This window comes from Prevotella sp. (assembly GCF_051059605.1).
Taxonomy (GTDB): Bacteria; Bacteroidota; Bacteroidia; order Bacteroidales; family Bacteroidaceae; genus Prevotella.
This window is the reverse complement of record NZ_CP050883.1, coordinates 204,705-223,910: the sequence shown is the minus strand read 5'-3', so window position 1 is coordinate 223,910 and position 19,206 is coordinate 204,705. Positions and strand designations below refer to the sequence as shown.

Annotated in this window: 19 protein-coding genes and 1 pseudogene; 9 read left to right on the top strand and 11 right to left on the bottom strand. The window is 36.4% G+C overall.

Translation table 11 applies throughout. The annotated features are described in order from the left end of the window. Positions 1-99: 99 nt before the first annotated feature. From HEQ28_RS00900 to HEQ28_RS00890, 3 genes are all read left to right on the top strand, one after another. Positions 100-1,020 (top strand): 2-dehydropantoate 2-reductase, encoded by a 921-nt coding sequence (locus tag HEQ28_RS00900; RefSeq protein WP_434503319.1) that lies wholly within the window; start codon positions 100-102, stop codon positions 1,018-1,020. An 18-nt stretch (positions 1,021-1,038) separates the two neighbouring features. Beyond that, positions 1,039-1,650 carry a lactate utilization protein gene (locus tag HEQ28_RS00895; RefSeq protein ID WP_434503318.1) on the top strand — a complete coding sequence of 204 codons (612 nt, stop codon included), beginning with the start codon at positions 1,039-1,041 and terminating at the stop codon, positions 1,648-1,650. 353 nt (positions 1,651-2,003) lie between these two features. Further along, on the top strand, positions 2,004-2,801 hold the full coding sequence (locus HEQ28_RS00890; protein WP_434503317.1) for a DUF4382 domain-containing protein: 798 nt from the start codon (positions 2,004-2,006) through the stop codon (positions 2,799-2,801). 155 nt (positions 2,802-2,956) lie between these two features. Here the strand turns inward: HEQ28_RS00890 and HEQ28_RS00885 are convergent, their stop codons facing one another. From HEQ28_RS00885 to HEQ28_RS00860, 6 genes and pseudogenes are all read right to left on the bottom strand, one after another. Next, on the bottom strand, positions 2,957-3,784 hold the full coding sequence (locus tag HEQ28_RS00885) for a MerR family transcriptional regulator (protein WP_434503316.1): 828 nt from the start codon (positions 3,782-3,784) through the stop codon (positions 2,957-2,959). Between the two features lie 105 nt (positions 3,785-3,889). After that, positions 3,890-4,012: pseudogene (locus tag HEQ28_RS00880) on the bottom strand (GNAT family N-acetyltransferase); the annotation flags it as partial. 19 nt (positions 4,013-4,031) lie between these two features. Beyond that, a complete protein-coding gene (locus HEQ28_RS00875; RefSeq protein WP_434503315.1) occupies positions 4,032-4,508 on the bottom strand; it encodes a GNAT family N-acetyltransferase in 477 nt (158 codons plus the stop codon). 13 nt (positions 4,509-4,521) lie between these two features. Beyond that, on the bottom strand, positions 4,522-4,725 hold the full coding sequence (gene dmpI, locus HEQ28_RS00870; RefSeq protein ID WP_434503314.1) for a 4-oxalocrotonate tautomerase DmpI: 204 nt from the start codon (positions 4,723-4,725) through the stop codon (positions 4,522-4,524). A gap of 18 nt (positions 4,726-4,743) precedes the next feature. Then, the gene (locus tag HEQ28_RS00865) at positions 4,744-5,163 is read right to left on the bottom strand and encodes a pyridoxamine 5'-phosphate oxidase family protein (RefSeq protein ID WP_434503313.1); all 420 of its coding nucleotides are present in this window, start codon (positions 5,161-5,163) and stop codon (positions 4,744-4,746) included. Next, on the bottom strand, positions 5,163-5,309 hold the full coding sequence (locus HEQ28_RS00860) for a hypothetical protein (protein WP_434503312.1): 147 nt from the start codon (positions 5,307-5,309) through the stop codon (positions 5,163-5,165). Before HEQ28_RS00860 ends, HEQ28_RS00865 begins: the two co-directional genes overlap by 1 nt. 363 nt (positions 5,310-5,672) lie before the next feature. On the opposite strand from HEQ28_RS00860, the gene HEQ28_RS00855 reads away from it, so the two are divergent. From HEQ28_RS00855 to HEQ28_RS00845, 3 genes are read left to right on the top strand one after another with little or no spacing between them, the layout of a single operon-like run. Then, positions 5,673-6,212, top strand: a complete 540-nt coding sequence (locus tag HEQ28_RS00855; RefSeq protein ID WP_434503311.1) for a GNAT family N-acetyltransferase — start codon at positions 5,673-5,675, stop codon at positions 6,210-6,212. A 42-nt stretch (positions 6,213-6,254) separates the two neighbouring features. Next, on the top strand, positions 6,255-7,079 hold the full coding sequence (locus tag HEQ28_RS00850; protein WP_434503310.1) for an endonuclease VIII: 825 nt from the start codon (positions 6,255-6,257) through the stop codon (positions 7,077-7,079). Between the two features lie 24 nt (positions 7,080-7,103). Next, positions 7,104-7,793 (top strand): ion transporter, encoded by a 690-nt coding sequence (locus HEQ28_RS00845; RefSeq protein ID WP_434503309.1) that lies wholly within the window; start codon positions 7,104-7,106, stop codon positions 7,791-7,793. 240 nt (positions 7,794-8,033) lie between these two features. On the opposite strand, the gene HEQ28_RS00840 is transcribed toward HEQ28_RS00845, so the two are convergent. Beyond that, positions 8,034-10,163: a DPP IV N-terminal domain-containing protein gene (locus HEQ28_RS00840; protein ID WP_434503308.1), complete on the bottom strand. Its 2,130-nt coding sequence runs from the start codon at positions 10,161-10,163 to the stop codon at positions 8,034-8,036. A gap of 402 nt (positions 10,164-10,565) precedes the next feature. On the opposite strand from HEQ28_RS00840, the gene HEQ28_RS00835 reads away from it, so the two are divergent. From HEQ28_RS00835 to HEQ28_RS00825, 3 genes are read left to right on the top strand one after another with little or no spacing between them, the layout of a single operon-like run. After that, positions 10,566-11,138: a cytidylate kinase-like family protein gene (locus HEQ28_RS00835; RefSeq protein ID WP_434503307.1), complete on the top strand. Its 573-nt coding sequence runs from the start codon at positions 10,566-10,568 to the stop codon at positions 11,136-11,138. A 12-nt stretch (positions 11,139-11,150) separates the two neighbouring features. Further along, entirely contained in the window at positions 11,151-11,516 is a 366-nt protein-coding gene (locus HEQ28_RS00830) for a CidA/LrgA family protein (RefSeq protein WP_434503306.1), read from the top strand. Next, on the top strand, positions 11,513-12,205 hold the full coding sequence (locus HEQ28_RS00825) for an LrgB family protein (RefSeq protein WP_434503305.1): 693 nt from the start codon (positions 11,513-11,515) through the stop codon (positions 12,203-12,205). Before HEQ28_RS00830 ends, HEQ28_RS00825 begins: the two co-directional genes overlap by 4 nt. Before the next feature lie 86 nt (positions 12,206-12,291). Here the strand turns inward: HEQ28_RS00825 and HEQ28_RS00820 are convergent, their stop codons facing one another. From HEQ28_RS00820 to HEQ28_RS00805, 4 genes are all read right to left on the bottom strand, one after another. After that, entirely contained in the window at positions 12,292-13,002 is a 711-nt protein-coding gene (locus HEQ28_RS00820) for a lipocalin-like domain-containing protein (protein ID WP_434503304.1), read from the bottom strand. A gap of 93 nt (positions 13,003-13,095) precedes the next feature. Then, positions 13,096-14,544, bottom strand: a complete 1,449-nt coding sequence (locus HEQ28_RS00815) for a TolC family protein (RefSeq protein WP_434503303.1) — start codon at positions 14,542-14,544, stop codon at positions 13,096-13,098. After that, positions 14,541-17,711, bottom strand: coding sequence for an efflux RND transporter permease subunit (locus HEQ28_RS00810; RefSeq protein ID WP_434503302.1), 3,171 nt, complete (start codon positions 17,709-17,711; stop codon positions 14,541-14,543). The genes HEQ28_RS00815 and HEQ28_RS00810 overlap by 4 nt, the downstream gene beginning before the upstream one ends. A gap of 2 nt (positions 17,712-17,713) precedes the next feature. Continuing rightward, a complete protein-coding gene (locus tag HEQ28_RS00805) occupies positions 17,714-18,793 on the bottom strand; it encodes an efflux RND transporter periplasmic adaptor subunit (RefSeq protein ID WP_434503301.1) in 1,080 nt (359 codons plus the stop codon). Positions 18,794-19,206: the final 413 nt, after the last annotated feature.

Below are 19,206 nucleotides of genomic sequence, written 5' to 3'. Positions count from 1 at the left end.
TCAATAAGATATTTATTGTATATTTGCAGAGTGATTGCAAAGTAATTAGTATTTTGCTCTCAAAAACAACATTGATGTAGGAATAAAAAATTATTGAATATGACATTAAAGTACGGAATAATAGGTTCAGGAGCTATAGGTGGATATTGCGGAGGTAAATTAGCAAAAGCAGGTAAAGACGTTCATTTTCTCTTCCATTCAGATTATGAATTTGTAAAATCTAATGGATTACAGATAGACTCTGTTGATGGTGATTTTCATTTGTCGGAAGTTAACGCTTACAGAAGCACAAAGGACATGCCTAAGTGTGACATTGTGCTAGTATGCTTAAAGTCTACTAATAATGGTTTGTTGAAAGAGATGCTCACTCCTCTTTTACACAAAAACACTATAGTTATACTTATCCAAAACGGAATAGGCTTGGAAAGTGATTTACAGGAAGTTTTTCCAGATTTGAACCTTGCAGGTGGCTTAGCATTTATTTGTGCAAGCAAGAACGAACCCGGACGCATTAATCATCAAAGTCTTGGTAAGATAAATATTGGAGCTTACTCTTGTAGTGACATCTCTTTACTGGAAGAAGCCATCAAGGATTTAAATGAGTCTGGGATAGATACAAAACTAGTAGACTATGAAGAAGCTCGTTGGAAAAAGGCAGTATGGAATATTCCTTTTAATGGAATGACTGTCGTATTAAATACGACTACAGACCAATTGGTGAACAATCCTGCTACAGAGAAGTTATTACGCGAGATGATGATCGAGGTGATTGAAGCTGCCCAGCATGCTGGAGTTAAGAATATAGACTCTTCGTTGGCAGACAAGACGATTGAAATGACAAAAGTAATGCCTCCCTATTCTCCAAGTATGAAACTTGACTATGATTTCAAACGCCCGATGGAAATTAAATATCTTTATTCTCGATCAATCGAAGAGGCTAAAAAGAATGGGTATGATATGGTGAAAGCAGCAATGCTTGAAAAACAATTACTATTTATCGAAAGCCAATATTTAAAATAAATATAAAGTAAAATTATAATGAACATTGATAAAACCATCAAGAATTTCAAAAGGAACAATATTACGGTTACATTGTTGGATAATCCTGAAGAACTCGTTGATTTTATTAAGAAAAATATTCCTGTTGACAGTACAGTAGGAGTTGGAGACTCTGTAACTCTAGAGTCAACAGGAATATACGATTTATTAAGGTCGGGAAACTATTGTTTCCTAGACAAATACAACAAGAAGCTTACCAAAGACGAGAAAAGAAATATATACATTAATAATTTTAATGCAGATTTCTTCTTGTCTGGGGTGAATGCTATAAGCGAAAATGGCTGTATATTTAACATAGATGGTAATGGAAGCAGAGTTGCCCCTATGCTTTATGGTCCTAGGAAAGTATATCTGATATCAGGTATCAATAAGATTGTAGAGGACGAAAGTGCCGCCCTTGAAAGAATGAGAAAAATAGCTGCACCTCTAGATAATCGCAGATGCGGCAAGGAAAATCCATGCGTAAAAGTAGGACACTGTGTTGATTGCAAATCAAAAAACAAGATATGTAATTATTTTACCAAAATACAAGGTCAATTTGATGCAGAAAGAATAGAACTAATCTTGCTTAATGGTGAATATGGATATTAACTATTTAGGGTAAAGACATAGCTTCCGCAGCCATAAAACCTACTTAACAAAACATGTCTGCGAAGTTACTTGATATTGATTAATGCATTTATAAACGCTAGTTATTTATTATAAATGCATTAATTAGTCTATTGAAGTTGATAAAGCGCATTTTAAGGTCGCTTTTGGTTTACGCTAACAATATTAATGCATGCCAGATGTATATGCGACCATGATTTAACTAGACAAATTCAGGAACAAGCGAGTAAGAATATACAACAAATATCCTTTTTCACATTATGCATCTATTTTGTTTGGTTCATTAACAGAATTATAGTAAATTTGCAAATAACTAATATCTAAAAAGATAAATAATGAAACAAAAACTTTTCTTCTTGTGTTTGCTCCTTATCAGTCTCTATTCATGTAGTAGTAATGACAACAACTCTGATAAAGAAAGCAATGCAACCGTTGGCTTTTATTTGACAGATGCTCCTTCTCTTGAAGGATATAAATCTGTAAACATTAACATTCAATCTATTGAATGCTCTGTTGATGGAAAAATCTGGACAACACTAAATGTGAAACCTTGTACTGTTGACTTGTTACACTTTTCAAATGGAAAAGATTCTTTGCTATCGAATGTGGAATTTAATGCAGGAGCGAAAGTTCAACAAATTCGCCTAGTCTTGGGTGATAACAATACTGTTGTTCTCAATAATGGTGATGTCGTTTCATTAAAGACACCAAGCGGACAAACATCTGGACTGAAATTAGATGTTCAATCAGTTGCCCAATTAACAAGTGGTTATAAAATAATCATCGATTTTGATGCTTCGCGTTCAATTGTAAAACAAGGTAATAGTGGATCTTATCTATTGAAACCTGTTATCCGTTCATACATAACAGCCAATTCATCAGCCATAGATGGTAATCTATTACCATCAAAGACAGCGATGAGAATCTTCACTGTGACATCTACTAATGACACTATCTCAACGTTATCTGATACCATACAGAATAATTATTTCAAATTACATGGATTGTTCAGTGGTACTTATGATCTGAAAGCTGAAGACTTATCAACCAAGGATATCATAGTCCTCAAGTCTGGTATTCAAATTGTTGGTGGAACAGATGTTCATCTAGGAAGCCTCTCTTTGCCAAAATAGACAAGAAAAAAGTTTTAATAAATATAAATCCTATCGTTTCTTAGAAAGTTACGATAGGATTTTTTGTATATGAGATACGCCTAATGTCACGACATATATTTATATTGTTTTTTAACGAGTGACATTATTCGTTATAAGCCCTTTTCTTTATTGTGTTATTTCTCAATCGGAACTTGAATTTCGGTCAGCCATTCGCTTTCATCATTCTTATTCCAAATACCATCAATATAACAGAAACGTGGGTCATCCACAATATTATAACCATTGTCTTCAATGAAAGCATAAATTTTTGCCCATGTCTCAGGAAACTTCTCATAAGAACCATAGTGATTAAAGCAGAGCGCCTTCTTCACGGCAGGAACATCCATAAACTGGATTAATTCAGAATCTTCTTTCTTTTCAATGACAGCTTCACAATATTCTATTTCTATATTAGTTTCCTTATGTTCCTTGTTGTGATCAATGGTGTAGCAATATCCAGGTTCAGAACAAACACAACCTAAGCGTTCCATTTCTGGTCCAATTACATTTGGACATAAATTGAACAAGTCTTGATAACTATTTACAACACTTCTATGTCTTGCAACTATAATTGCAGGCAAAGATTTAATAATAAACTTCTCCATTTTAGTTTTTTGTTTGAGGCTGTTCTTTAGCTCACTCAGTTCTTTCTGAAGCACTTCGAGATGCTCGATTTCATCCTTGCATAGTTTTAGTTTTGCCTCTATCACCTCTAAAGGAGGAACACCTCCGTCTTTGTCCATGATATCCCTTATTTCACAAAGGGCAAATCCGAGTCTTTTCAGATACATGATATTGCTCATTTTCTTGAGCTGACTTACATCATAATATCTGTACTTCGTCCATTCATCCACTTCGCAAGGTGCTATCAAACCTATCTTTTCGTAATGTCGCAGTGTCTTCACTGTGATCTGATTGATTTTTGAGAACTCGCCGATTTTAAATTTGATTTTTGTTTTCATAATCTGTTGCGCAATGATTACGGGTACAAAGTTATACCATGACCTAAGGGATGAGTCAAGAGATAGAAAGCATTTAACATATAATTAACACTCATGTTTTAAATGTTAGTTCTTAGTGGTTTTATTCTTTTGATTGTAGGACATGGAAATATAACGTATGCCGTCAGAAATCTGTTCTGTATCAACCTCTACAAATCCTAAAGCACGATATATTTTGACAGCATAAGGTAAAGAGTTTACCTAAGTATTAAACCTCCTTAAATTTGTCACCTGTAATCCTGTATATTCTTCTGTCATCTAAAACTTTTGCTCCCATATGTTTATAGAACTCTATAGATTTTTGATTCCAGTCTAGACAACACCATTCAATTCTCCCATACCCTTTGTCAATAGCAATCTTTGCTATATGCTTAAAGAATAGTTTGCCAATACCTTTACCTCTTGCTTCCTCTTTAACAAACAGATCTTCGAGATAGATGTTTGTTTTACCAAGGAATGTTGAATAGGTATGGAAGAACAAGGCAAATCCTACGATTTTTCCTTTATATTCTGCTAATAATACCTCTGCATCTTTGTTAATAAATAAAGTTTCGTGTATCTGCTCTTTTGTTGCAGCCACTTCATCTTCCATATTTTCATAAGCGGCAAGTCCTTTAATTAATTCTAATATAACTTCGCTTTCAGTTTCTTGTGCAAATCTGATATTGATATCTTTATTTTCCATTATATTTTGTATTTTATTTTTTAAAATATTCACGTTTTGTCTTTTCTACGGTTTTACCACCAAATCCCATATTTGTATCGGGTAATTCTTTAATAGTTATCATAAAAAATTCTGGTGGAATACCTGTTGCTTCTGAAGCTGTTTCTGTTAAGCGACTGATTAAGTTCTCTTTTTGTTCTGTGGTCAATTTTCCACATTCCATTGTTATATATGGCATAATACTTTAATTATATTGTTATTTTATATCGAAATCATCAGAGTGAAAGTCACTATAAAACCGTCCTTTTGTTGCCGTAAATTTCAGCACGCAATAATCAGGATCGGTTACACCTTTTGGGTAATAAATATCGTCTCCTTTCTGCCAGATTCTTTCTTTTGCTTCTGCAGTTTCAAGGACCTCCATTGTGCCTGTTAGACTAGCACCACGGAAAAATTGTGGATTTACAAAGTAGATACTTGCTTTATTGTTTTGCTTAAAACACTTCACCTTATTTGAAGATGTGTTTGTCGTGAAATAGAATATACGTACACCTTCGCGTTCACGAGGTTTCAACATGGCTTTTGTCACAGGGCAACCATCTTCATCAATATAGCAAATAAAAGTGTTGGTTGATTTTTCAACCATATCTTCAATTGTTTGTTCGAAGTTTCTCATTATATTATATTTTTAATATTATATTCGCAGCTTTCAGTAACATCAAATTCAAGCAATCCAGTAACAGGATACTTATGTTTTCCTATTTCAAAAACATCCATGCTTGCTATTCTTGAATTTGGAAATTCATGTATTTTATAATTCATCTGCAGCCCTTATTTGTTGTGTTCAAAATATCTTGAATGCAAAGATACAAATTTATATCACTATTATATAAATCTATTATGATTGTTTTTATTTCATGATTGTTAAACATTGCCATACTTAAGTTATATGGCAGTCAGTTTATTACAACATATTCCTTGTAATAAATCATGATGTATTGATAATTTATCAGATACCGTATGTTCTACATTCATTATTGCAGTTTACTATAATTTTTGTATCTTTGCAAATAATAACAAGAACTATTATCATAAGTCATTTATTTATCTTATTAAGAAAATTAGGCGATAAACCTTATTAAAATAATATTTGATAACAAGAAAATGACCATTAAAAAATAAGATATGATTACACTTGAAACAGAACGTTTGATATTACGTCCAATAAATAAAGATGATGCCAGCGATATATTCGAATATGGCAGTGAGCCGAATGTTGGTCCGGCTGCAGGTTGGAAGCCCCATAAGAATATAGATGAGACTAGAGCAATCATGAAAGCAGTATTTGTTGATAAAGATAATATATTTGGAATGGTACTCAAGTCTTCGGGTAAAATGATAGGTAGCATTGGCTTGGTGCCAGATCCTCACCGCAATAATCCAGAAGTATTGATGCTAGGCTATGCAATGTCTGAGCACTATTGGGGCAAAGGACTTATGACAGAAGCTGCCAAAGCAGTTGTTGAATATGGCTTTAGTGAATTGGCCATTAGCATGATTTCTTGCACCTGCTATTCCATGAATCCTCGTTCGCGAAGAGTCATTCAAAAGTGCGGATTTGAATATGAAGGTTGTCTGCGTCAGGGCGAGAAAAGATATGACGGTAAAGTTTTAGATGTAGAATTCTATTCTTTATGCAATAACAAAGATAATTTTAATAAATAATTGTGGCTATTATAATAAGTAGCGACAAATGATTTTAATAATATGATTGAAATACCAGAATCTAAAGTATTCGCTTCGCGTGCTGAAAATATTTTGCGTGGAAAGGTTGTTGTTGATGTTATCAATGCGACTAATCCCCATCGCTTTGCATGGTATCATGGAGATCCACTATTGTATTCTTCAATATTAGTAGGAAGAAAAGTTGAGGAAGTGAAGGGGTTTGGATGTTATATTGATATTTGTTTTGATCATGACACACACCTTGCTATTAGTGATGGAACAAACATGAAGTATTTCCAAAAGGCAGATAAGTGTCCACAAAAATTTCAGTTGCTAGTTGTTTTCGATGATAGCACTTATGTTGTTTTCACTGTAGCTATGTATGGCGGTATTTTTGCTTTCAAGGGTACCTTTGATTATCCGTATTATTGTGGTAGTAGAGATAAGTTATCACCTCTGGATAAAAGATTTGATATCAATTTCTTTCATAAGATGATTACAGACACAGGCAAAAACATTTCTGTCAAGGCACTTCTGGCTACAGAACAGCGAATACCGGGTTTAGGTAATGGCGTGTTACAGGATATACTGTTTAATGCTGGCATAAATCCAAAACGCAAAATAAATACTTTGTCTGATGAAGATGAAAAGACTTTGTTTGTCGCTATCAAAGAAACTCTTGAGAATATGATTTCAGAAGGAGGAAGAGATACAGAGAAAGACCTACTTGGTAATCCAGGTGGATATCATTGCATTCTGTCCAAAAACACGTGCCACGAGCTATGCCCAAGATGTGGAGGCAAAATAACAAAAGAGGCTTACTTAGGTGGTAGCATCTATTATTGTAGAGATTGCCAAATCATATAAAATGTATAATAATCAAGAAACAAAATGAAATCAAACACACCATTAAAAGACAGCTATAAATTTAACATCTTTGACATCGTAATCATCATCCTTTCTATCTATGTACTTGCGGCATTGTCTATATCTACAGTCTGCCATCTTTCTAACCGAATCATGAATCTATTAGACATGATTGACAACATAATATGTGTAATATTTCTTATTGACTTTATACGATGTTTCTATCAAGCCCCAAACAAACTTCGTTTTATGCGTTGGGGATGGATTGACCTAATTTCCAGCATCCCAGCTATAAGTTATCTCAGATACGGACGATTATTCAAATTAATAAGACTATTAAGAATACTTAGAGCTTTTAGGTCTACAAAAATCATTGTCAGATATATATTTAAGAGCAAGATAAAAGGCACGATGATGTCTGTATTCTTAATCACATTATTACTAATCATCTTTTCATCTATATCAATTCTATGTGTAGAAAAATCTCCAGACAGCAATATAAAGACAGCTAGCGATGCTTTATGGTGGAGCATGGAAACGATTACAACAGTAGGCTTTGGCGACAAATACCCAGTTACAGATATAGGGCGAATAATTGGTACGATACTCATGGTTAGCGGTGTAGGATTATTTGGAACATACACAGCTTACATTGCTTCTCTTTTCGTGAAATACAACGATAATGAAAAAAGCAATAAAGAAATGGACGAATAAAAGACATCGTAATATAAACAGAAACGACATAGCTGATTTGTTGTTTAAAAATTAGCTACGGCATAATAAAAGGTTCATCCTACAATTGGATGAACCTTATTGTTTGATAATACTTTCTTCTTTTTTTTTCTCGTTTCTATCTATCAACATGTGATGAAACTGTCAAAGGGCTAGTATTTATAAGCGTTGCAGACATAACAGATTGACAGATATGCGAGAAAATAAGATGGAAGAAATTCATTATTTTGTTATTTCATTCCATTTAGGTGGATTTACTTTCAAGAGATTTTTCACAAAGAAATCGAAACGTTTGTGCTCTCCAAACTTCTCACCCATAGTGTGGTGCACACCTGGCAACACAACCAATTCGAAGTCTTTACCAGCTTTCTCTAGTGCGTTCGCCACCTGATATGTGGAAGATGGATCTACATTATCATCCAGTTCGCCCACTACAAGCATCAAAGCTCCTTGCAACTTATGGGCATTTACAACATTGCTGCACTCTTCATAGCTCTTGTCTACAGGATATCCCATCCATAGTTCATTCCACCATATCTTATCCATTCGGTTGTCCTGGCATCCACAACTGGAATAGGCAGCTTTATAGAAATCACCGTGCAGAAGTACTGCGGTCGTACTCTCTTGTCCACCAGCAGAGGCTCCAAAGATACCCACATTGCTGGCATCCATATAAGGATATTTAGCTGCAGCAGCTTGAATCCACAGTTGTCTATCTGGGAAACCTGCGTCTTTAAGGTTTTTATAGCATAGTTCTTCAAACTTCTTACCGCGCCATGCTGTCCCCATTCCATCCATTTGTACGACAATAAATCCCAGTTCAGCCAATGCTGTGGTGTTCCAATTATAAGCTATGAAACTCTTTGGTGTATAGGCATCACCAGGACCGGCATAGATATATTCTATCACAGGGTATTTCTTTGTTGGGTCAAAGTTGGTTGGTCGCTGTATGATTCCCCATATATCAGTGATACCATCTCTGCCTTTAGCTTTGAATATCTCTGGTGCCACCCAACCACTTTCTTTAAGTTTTGATATGTCTGCTTTAGCTATGGTGCTAATTAGCTTTCCATCTATACCACTTCTCAACTCAGTAACAGGAGGCGTGTCTACTTTAGAGTATTTGTCTACCACATATTTCATATCGTAGCTGAATACAGCCTGATGGTTTCCCTCTGCAGGTGTAAGACATATCATGTTTTTACCATCCATACCTATGCGGTAATAGTGTATCTGGTAAGGATCTTCATTAGGATTTACACCACATGCAGAAAAGTATATGGTATTCGTTTTCTCGTCTACCTTTATTACTTCTCTTACACACCATGTTCCTTTTGTTATCTGGTTAATCACTTTACCCTTTGACACATTGTACATGTATAGATGGTTCCAGTTGTCGCGTTCACTCATCCATATCATCTTAGATGTGTCGGCAAAGTCGTAACGATAGTGGCGTGGATAGTTTACAAATGTGGTAGCGGTCTCTTCAATGATCGTTCTCACCTTACCTGTTTGTGCCGACATAGCCAGCACGCGATAAACTTTATGTCCACGCTCATTGTATTCAAATATCACTTCTTTGTTGTCGGCAGTCCATGTGAATCCATCCAAACTAAACTGCTTGTCAAATAGTTGTGTTGATGCGATTACTTCTTTACCTGTATTCACATCGAATATGCAAGGTACTTTAAATGGAAGTTCGTCGCCAGGTTTGGCATATTCCTGTTTGTGTAGTATAGGTTGCAGTTGGTCAGCAGGCGAAGACTCCACATAATATACATATCTCTTTTCAACGGGTCTGCGTTTGCATGTCATTATATATTTGCTGTCAGCCGACCATTGTATCCATGCAGAGTAATAGTTTGAGAGTGTTCCATCGGTACTTAGTATGCGTTTCTCTGTATACGGTTTGCCAACTTCATGTAGCACCACGTTTTCTCCTTCGATATATGCTTCCAGTTTACCATCTGGTGATACAACAGGATGTGTATCTTTCTCTTCGTCTACTTCCATCCAGTGGCGTTCGTGCTTACGACCGAATTGTGGTTTTACTGCTTCTGGCAGTTTTATATCTAGGTATTTATACAGTTCTTCTTTGCTGCCAAATGATTTACTATTGTTTGTACCAGCATCCATTGCTACATATCTTTTGCCAGTAGCAGAATTCTCTGTGTAATAGTATGTGTTTGTGGAATCTTTAAATTTAATGTCGGCAGGCAAGTTATACACATTGTCGTTACTAAACTTATTGGATAAACTGTAAGCTCTATTGTAGTCAGTAAGAGTGCCTTGCGCCATGGCCCCAGCACTTACCACAAATAGTGTTGATAGTAAAATTAATCTCATTTTCATTGTAATTATATATTAACGTGAGTTCGACGATTTATAAGTGTTTAAAGCAATGGTGATTAGCTCTTTTTGTGTAACTTTAATGTGTTGGAAATTAACATATTAGAATCAACAACGCTATGATTACCGAGTACAAAGTTACTAAAATACTTTGTATTGCAGATAACTTTTGTAAGTTTTTTACGAAATGACTATCAAACATACATTTAAAAGCCACAAGAATCCTAAATTTTATCATATTACTAACATATTGAAAGCATAAACAATATTATTACAACCATTATGATTATTTTATCAATTATATTATTAGTATTTCACACTCCATCAAAGGTACAAATTTAAAATTAGGAACGCGACTCATTCTAACATTAAATCATTACCTTTGCACCCAAATAACATAATAAAATGATAATTTCAATTGCACGGCAATGTGGATGTGGAGCACTGAGTATTGGGAAAATACTTGCATCTCACTATAATATTCCATTTTATACACGCCAGAATCTTCTAGAAATGGCTCAGCAAAAAGGTGTTCTTGATGAAATGAATAATTTCTTCGAAGAAAGACCTGTTGATGAACTTATGTTTGCCATTTCTGAAAGCATTGAATATCCGGCAAAGATATCCGAGAAGACATTCGGCATATTAGTTAATATGATAGGCGACAAAGATTGTATTATCATTGGACGATGCGGAAATTATATTTTCAAAGACAGAAAAGATCTTATTTCCGTATTTCTCAAAGGTAATGTTGACGATCGTATTGATTCAATAGCTAAAGAACGACAACTATCCAAATCTGATGCCGCAGAATTCGTAGACGAGATGGACAACAGTAGAATAAGATATCATAAATTCTATACAAGTCTAACATGGGGCAATGCAGAAGATTATGATCTTTGCTTCGACTGTATGCGAATGGGACCAGTAAATTCAGCAAAGTATATTGAACAGTATATAGACTACGTATTAAAATAGTATAGACTCAGCATGAAGTATATTATACAGTTTCTGATTATCATTGCATTCTCATTTTTAGGAGAAGTATTTCATTTCCTCATTCCATTGCCAATACCAGCCAGCATATATGGCATTTTGCTTTTATTCACGGCTCTAATGATGAAATGGATAAAAGTAAATCAAGTAAGAGAGGTAAGCGCATTATTAATATCCGTAATGCCGATGATGTTTATTCCGGCAGCCGTGGGACTGATTGATTCATGGTCTATCATAAAAAGCCATTTACTGACATATATTATTGTCACAGTAATAAGTACATTTATTGTAATGGCTACAAGCGGTTTCGTTACCCAATACATTATACGTAAAGATAAGAAGAAAGGAGAGAACAAATGAAAGACTTATTTCAAGATTCAGTATATTTCGGTGTTCTGATTAGTCTGAGCAGTTACGTACTTGGTATATGGATTAGAAAAAAGACAAGACTATCATATATGAATCCGCTTCTGATAGCCATCATCATCACAATCTGTGTCCTACTTATTTCCGGTGTAAGCTATAAATCTTATTCATCCAATTCTTCGTGGATAAGCTATCTGCTTACTCCCGCAACAATATGTCTTGCGGTGCCTCTTTACCAACAGATGGAACTTTTAAAGAAGAATAGTAAGGCTATTCTTTTCGGCATATTGTCTGGCGTACTTTCCAGTCTGGTATCTATATTATTGCTGGCATTGCTTTTTTCTTTTGATCACAACACGTATGTTACATTTCTGCCGAAATCAATTACGACAGCCATTGGTATGGGAATATCCGAAGAACTTGGTGGATATGTATCTATATCAGTTGTAGTAATCATCATTACGGGAGTTCTGGGAAACATATTTGCAGAAGGAATTCTTAAATTATTACATATTGAAGAGCCTATAGCCAAAGGAATTGCCATCGGATGTTCATCTCATGCCGTCGGAACTGCTAAAGCTATGGAAATGGGTGCTGTAGAAGGTGCCATCAGTGGTCTATCAATTGTTGTATGTGGTATTCTTACAGTTATAGGCGCATCAATTTTTGCACTGTTTCTATAAACAATTATTGAACATAAACGTTATATACATAAAAATGAGGATATTCCAACAAGAATATCCTCATTTCTATATCATCTACCTTTAAATTATTTCTTTGTGGTAGTAGCTTTCTTTAATGTTGTCTTCTTAACTGTAGTCGTCTTTGATGTTGTAGCTTTTGCCTTTGCAACAGGAGCAACATACTTAACAAGAGCCACACCAGTCTTCATACCTTTAAAACTACCAGCAAGAGAAGAGATTGTACTTAGCGTACTGTTTGCAGAATACTTACTCATCTTACTCATTGCATCAAGAACTTTTGAACTATCAAATGAAATAGACAATGTACCGTTCTTCATCTGTGCATAACCTGTTATCTTTGCAGAATTTTCAAGATATGAGAATGTAATCTTTGAACCGCTAAGAGCGTATGTTCCTGAAGTCGTAGCTACACCGTCCTTTATAGTAGAGAATTTATCGTCACTACCAAATGTAATAAGAAACTTACCTGGTGTGATACCAACCTTAGCAAACTGTGCTGCAAGCTTTTTCTCAATAGCTGCAGAAGTCAACTGACCACCAGCCTGCTTTAACAAGTCGCTACTCTCAAAGCTGATTGAAGGCTGCTGATAACTCCATGTACCAACAATGTTTTCTTTTGATACATTATTTTTACCTGAGATAATTGATCCTGCCTCTCCTCCAATAGCAGAACTGACAACTTTTCCCAGATTACCTAAGTCAATTTGTGCGCTTGCACTGATTGAAGTCATGAAAAAAGCTCCAACAACAGCTGATTTCAAAAATAACTTTTTCATTTTCATTTATTTAATTATTAGTCTATATTATATCTTATCTGCAAAAGTAATCATTATTTTGTAAACACGAAGAAAAAGATAATATAATCAATATTATTCCTTCACAGGATTCTGTCCTCCGCCCAAACTGCGATATACATCAACCACACTTGAGAGTTGCTGCGCCTTAGCATCAAGAAGTTCCATTTTTGCATCCAATGCATCACGTTCATCCATAAGCACATCAAGATATGTGCAGCGACTATTCATATACAACAGTCGAGCTATGTTTATTGATTTATCGAGTTTCTGTGATTCTTCTTCCTTCAATTGGTAATACTTATCCAAGTTGTCTATCTTCGACATCAGCGTACATACTTCAGAATATGCAGTGAGCAAAGTCTTGTCATATTCATAAAGAGCCTCTATCTGCTGAGCATCAGCAGTCTGGAAATTAGCTTGTATCGCCTTTTTATTGATCAGCGGACCTGTAAGCCCACCTAGAACGCTAAACGCCAAAGACTTAGGCAACTGAGTGAGATATGTTGGATTAAATGCATCAAGACCTAGTGTTGCAGATATATTTAATGACGGGAGAAATTCCTTTCTTGCAGCATCTACGCTCCATTTTGCTGAAGCCAACTCATGTTCAGCCTGTCTGATATCAGGTCGGTTATTAAGTAATTCTGACGGAATACCAGTAGTAACCTTCTGTAGATTTGTTGAAAGGAAAGAAGCCTTGTTTCTGCCAATCTGTGTAGGATATCTACCTAGCAGTAAGTTTAGACTGTTCTCACTTTCAGTAATCTGCTGCTTCAATGTGTATTCATCGGCACGAGCTTTAGCCAGTTCTGCCTCAAACTTCTCTACAGCAAGTTCCGTATCAGCGTCAGCCTTCTTCTGAATCTTAGCTATTTCAACAGCCTTCTTCTGCAAGTCAATATACTGATGTATCAAATCTAGTTTGTTATCCAGTGCAAGCAGTTGGTAATAATTTTCAGCCACTTGTGAGATAAGAGACGACAACACAGCATTGCGTCCGTCAACCGTAGCTAGATAATGCTCTACGGCAGCATGCTTACTGGAACTTAGTTTATGCCATAAGTCAACTTCCCAATCGGCTGTTGCACCAAGTTGATAGTCCATCAATGGTTCTGGCATAGACTTACCTGGCTTTATCTCAGTTGTAGCGTTACCTGCACCTTCACTGGTATATCTACCAGCTTTTGATACACCTACACTTCCACCACCAGACACAGTAGGCATCATCAGTCCTTCCTGAGAAAGCACCCCACTCTTTGCTATCGCTATCTGTTGAATAGTAATACGCAAATCCTGATTGTTTATCAAAGCCGTATCAATCAACGAAACCAATGCCGAATCAGTAAAGAACTGTCTCCATGGAGTTACGGTGGCACTAGTGCCAGCAACACTGTCCTTCTGAAATTTAGAAGGCAACTGCAACTTCACACGGTCCGTCATATTGGTAGCCTGAGGTGTCTTGCAACTCGTCATGACGGCTGCCGACACCAATACAGTATATAGGATATGTAACTTTTTCATTTCTTATACTTTTTGTCTTTTGTTTCTGTCAGAGGTTTATCTCGCTGATATTTAACCATCTTGACTTTCTCTGCCATCGTTCCAAAGATATAATACAAACCAGGAATTATTATCAGTCCAAAGAATGTTCCAAACAACATACCTCCAACGGCAGCACTACCAATAGTGCGGTTTCCTATCGCACCTGCACCGCTTGCAAATACCAAAGGTATAAGTCCAGCAATAAAGGCAAACGAAGTCATCAATATAGGACGGAATCGAGCAATCGCTCCCTCAATAGCCGCCTGCCGGATCGTCATTCCCATATTCCGTCGTTGGACGGAATATTCCACCATCAGCACCGCATTCTTTCCCAGCAGTCCTATCAACATCACCATCGCCACCTGTGCATAGATATTATTCTCCAACCCCAAAAGTTTCAGGAATATGAATGCACCGCATATTCCGGCTGGCAGACATGTTATGATAGGCAACGGAAGTATGAAGTTCTCATACTGTGCCGACAAGATTAGATATACGAAGACCAGACAGATTGCAAATATCAGTATTGCCTGATTACCTTGATCTACTTCGTCTTTTGAAATACCTGCCCAGTCATAGTCAAATCCATGAGGTAATTTCTTTGCAGCTACCTCTTCTATTGCCTTAATAGCCTGGCCACTACTACATCCAGATGCTGGTGCACCAGTAACCTCAGCAGAGTTATAAAGATTATGACGTGTGATTTCACTCATACCATAAACCTTTTGCAGTTGCATGAAGTCAGCATAAGGCACCATATCACCTTGATTATTCTTCACCGTCAATCCTAAAAGGCTGTGCGGATAAGCACGATACTCGGGACTAGCCTGAACGATTACTTTGTATGGCTTTCCAAAGCGTATGAATCCTGTCTCATAATCTGAACCAATCAATGTAGACATATTATCCATAGCAGAACCTATAGAAACGCCCTTTTGCTCAGCAATATCATTATTAACACGCAACATATATTGTGGATAACTTGCAGAATAGAACGTAAAGGCAGAACCTATCTCTGGTCGCTTATTAAGTTCCTTAACAAAGTCCTTGCTCACCTTTTCCATTTGGTGATAGTCGTTATTACCAGTCTTGTCAAGCAATCGAAGTTCAAATCCCGACGCAGCACCATAACCTGGTATCGAAGGTGGTTGGAAAAACTCTATATGAGCGCCCGTTATTGCAACGCATTTCTTTTCAAGATCAGCAATGATCTCCTTTGCCGAATGTTTACGATCTTTCCACGACTTCAGGTTTATCAGACAAGAACCAGAATTGGCACTTGTTCCTTCTGATAGTATTTCATAACCTGCAAGAGAAGAAACACTCTGAACACCCTCTTCTTTCTCAACAATGTTCAGCAACTGATGCGCCACCTTGTTAGTTCGTTCTATTGTTGAACCTGGTGGAGTCTCAATCACGGCATATACCATACCTTGGTCCTCTTCTGGAATGAAACCAGATGGAACTGAATTATTTACAAAGAATGCTATTGCACAGAATAACAAAAGTAACGGTAATGTGACAAATTTGTTGGAAACAGTACGCTGCAACACCTTATCATACCCTATCACACCTTTGTTGAAACCAGCATTAAACTTATCAAGAAGTTTATGAAGCCATGACTTTCTAAGATTTTGCTCCTGTTCTCTAGTCAATATAAGTGCACAAAGTGCAGGAGTAAGTGTCAAGGCTACAAATCCAGAAAGGACAATACTTGATGCCATTGTGATAGAGAACTGACGATAGAACATACCTTCAGGTCCGCCCATAAAGGCAACAGGAATAAATACCGATGCCATCACAAGCGTTATAGCTACGATAGCACCACTGATTTCTTTCATCGCTTCCTGCGTGGCCTCCAAAGGCGAGAGATGTTCCGTGGCTATCTTTACGTTGACAGCCTCAATCACCACTATGGCGTCATCCACCACTATACCTATCGCCATGACAAGAGCAAAGAGGGATATCATATTCAGCGTGATGCCGAATGCAGACATCACCGCAAAACTTCCTATTAACGACACTGGTACAGCCATACATGGGATGATTGCTGAACGCCAGTCACCAAGGAAGACAAACACTACGATGGCAACAAGTATAAACGCCTCGAAAAGTGTATGGATAACTTTATCTATTGACGCATCAAGAAATCTACTTATGTCATAACTTAACTCATAGTGCATACCCTTAGGCATATCCTTCTGTAGTTTAGCCATCGTCTTCTTCACGTTCTGTATCACATCGCGTGCATTTGAACCATAAGCCTGTTTCAATGTTATGGCTGCCGATGGATGTCCGTTAAGAGTAGAATAAATATCATACATCTCTGTACCGAAATCTATTGTGGCAACATCTTTTAAACGTACAAACTGACCATTGGGATTGGACTTCAATATGATATTCCCATACTCTTCAGGAGTAGTATATCGTCCTGGATATTTCAACACATACTCAAAACTCTCTGGTCGCTTACCCGAACTTTCACCCAGTTTACCTGGTGAAGCTTCAATACTCTGATCTTCCAAAGCCTGATTTACGTCATCAGCAGACAAATTATAGGCAGTTAGTTTATCAGGTTTCAACCATACGCGCATCGCATAGTTACGTGTACCAAGAATATCCAAGTCGCCCATTCCATCAACACGCTGTAATTCAGGAGAAATGTTTATATCCGCATAGTTGAAAAGGAATTTCTGGTCTGCTTTAGGATCATTACTGTATAGGTTTATATACATCAGAATGTTAGGTTCCTCACGAGAAATCTTAACACCTTCACGCACAACAGCAGGTGGTAGCTTATTAATAGCCGCTGACACTCTGTTTTGTACATTAATAGCGTCAACATTAGGATCTGTTCCCAATTTGAACACGACATTAATTTCACCCTCACCATCATTACCAGCATCAGACTCAATATATTTCATGCCAGGAACACCATTAAGAACTTGTTCCAAAGGAATTACGACCGATTTAATCAGCAATTCATTGTTAGCACCAGGATAATTGGCGATGACATTAACCTTTGGAGGTGAGATAGAAGGATATTGAGTGATAGGCAAGTTGAGCAATGACAACACACCTATGAACACAATGACAAGAGAAACAACGATTGCAAGAACCGGTCTGCGAATAAACTTCTTGAACATAATTAGTTGGCATTTAATTTGATAGACTGCATTACTTCAGCCGGGCTCTTATAACGTATTGAAATACGATCACCATCATTCACCTTCTGTATACCGTCTACCAGAATTTTGTCATTAATCGACAAACCTTCTGTTACAACATATACATTCTGCTTTTCAAAAGCTATTTTAATAGGACGCGCGTGAACATAACCACCAGCATCAACTACAAATACATATTTCTTATCTTGTATTTCATAGGTAGACTGCTGAGGAATTATCATTACGTTTCTTACAGGAATATTCATTCTCACTGTTCCTGTTTCACCATTTCTAAGAATACGATTCACATTGGCAAACTTAGCACGGAAAGCAATGTTACCTGTTCCATTGTCAAACTCACCTTCTACATTCTGTAAATATCCTTTTGATGCAAAAGTAGTTCCGTTTGCTAGAATAAGACTAAGCGGAAGTTTGCGTCTTTCTGCAGCATGCTGTTGATAATCAAGATATTCAGGTTCTGAAACATTAAAATAAACATAAAGATTAGTGTTATCAGAAAGAGTAGAAATCAAGTCACCGTCTTGAAGTAAACTACCTTTTTTATTAGGTATTCTACCTATTATACCAGTAAAAGGTGCTGTAATAAGTGACAACTGCTTACGCTCAGTGGCAAGACGATAATCAGCCATAGCAGAATTCAACTTCGCACGTGCCATCTTACGTGCATTCTTTGACACGATGTTATTAGCCGCCAAAGTAGAAGTATTCTGTAAATCTATGCGAGCCTGTTCAGCTTCAGCCTTAGACTTTTCTACTTCTTGTTGTGCGCCAACCAAAGCAATACGAAACAAAGGCTGTCCGGCTTTCACCATCTGACCTTCATCAACATATATATCACGTAATATACCACCTTGTTGAGCTCTAATCTCAATGTTTTTCTGCGACTGTATGTTCGCTACATAGTCTTTTGAGACAGATGTGTTTGTTACCTCTGGAGTCGTAACTGAATAAACAGCAGATACATCCTTTTCCTTTGTCGATTTACAACTTATTGTTATCAGTGCCATACCAACGGCAAGCATAAGTATTTGTTTATTCATATTTTAACGAAATAAATAAATTTATGATGCAAAATTACTTATATTTAAACGATTAAAACGATAATAATCGATTAAAAGAGCTTAAAGTGAGATTAAAAGTTTCTAATATTCTTCTTATGTGGTTTCATTATAAAACAAGAGGGTAACTCTCGCCATCAAAATACTTTAATAACTGAATAAACCTTATTGTGGTTATTGTTCTCGTAACAAGTTAGATGTTAATTCATTTGCAAATATAATAAAAAAAATTGCTTATCATCGTTTTATAAGTAACATTTTACAATAAAAATTGAACTTGTTTTATAAAAAGCACTATCTTTGCGCTATAACAATCGAAGTTAATGTTATAAAAAACGATATACTGATATATATACGATTATTAGAAAAATCTACAGCATACAGTATATGGAATC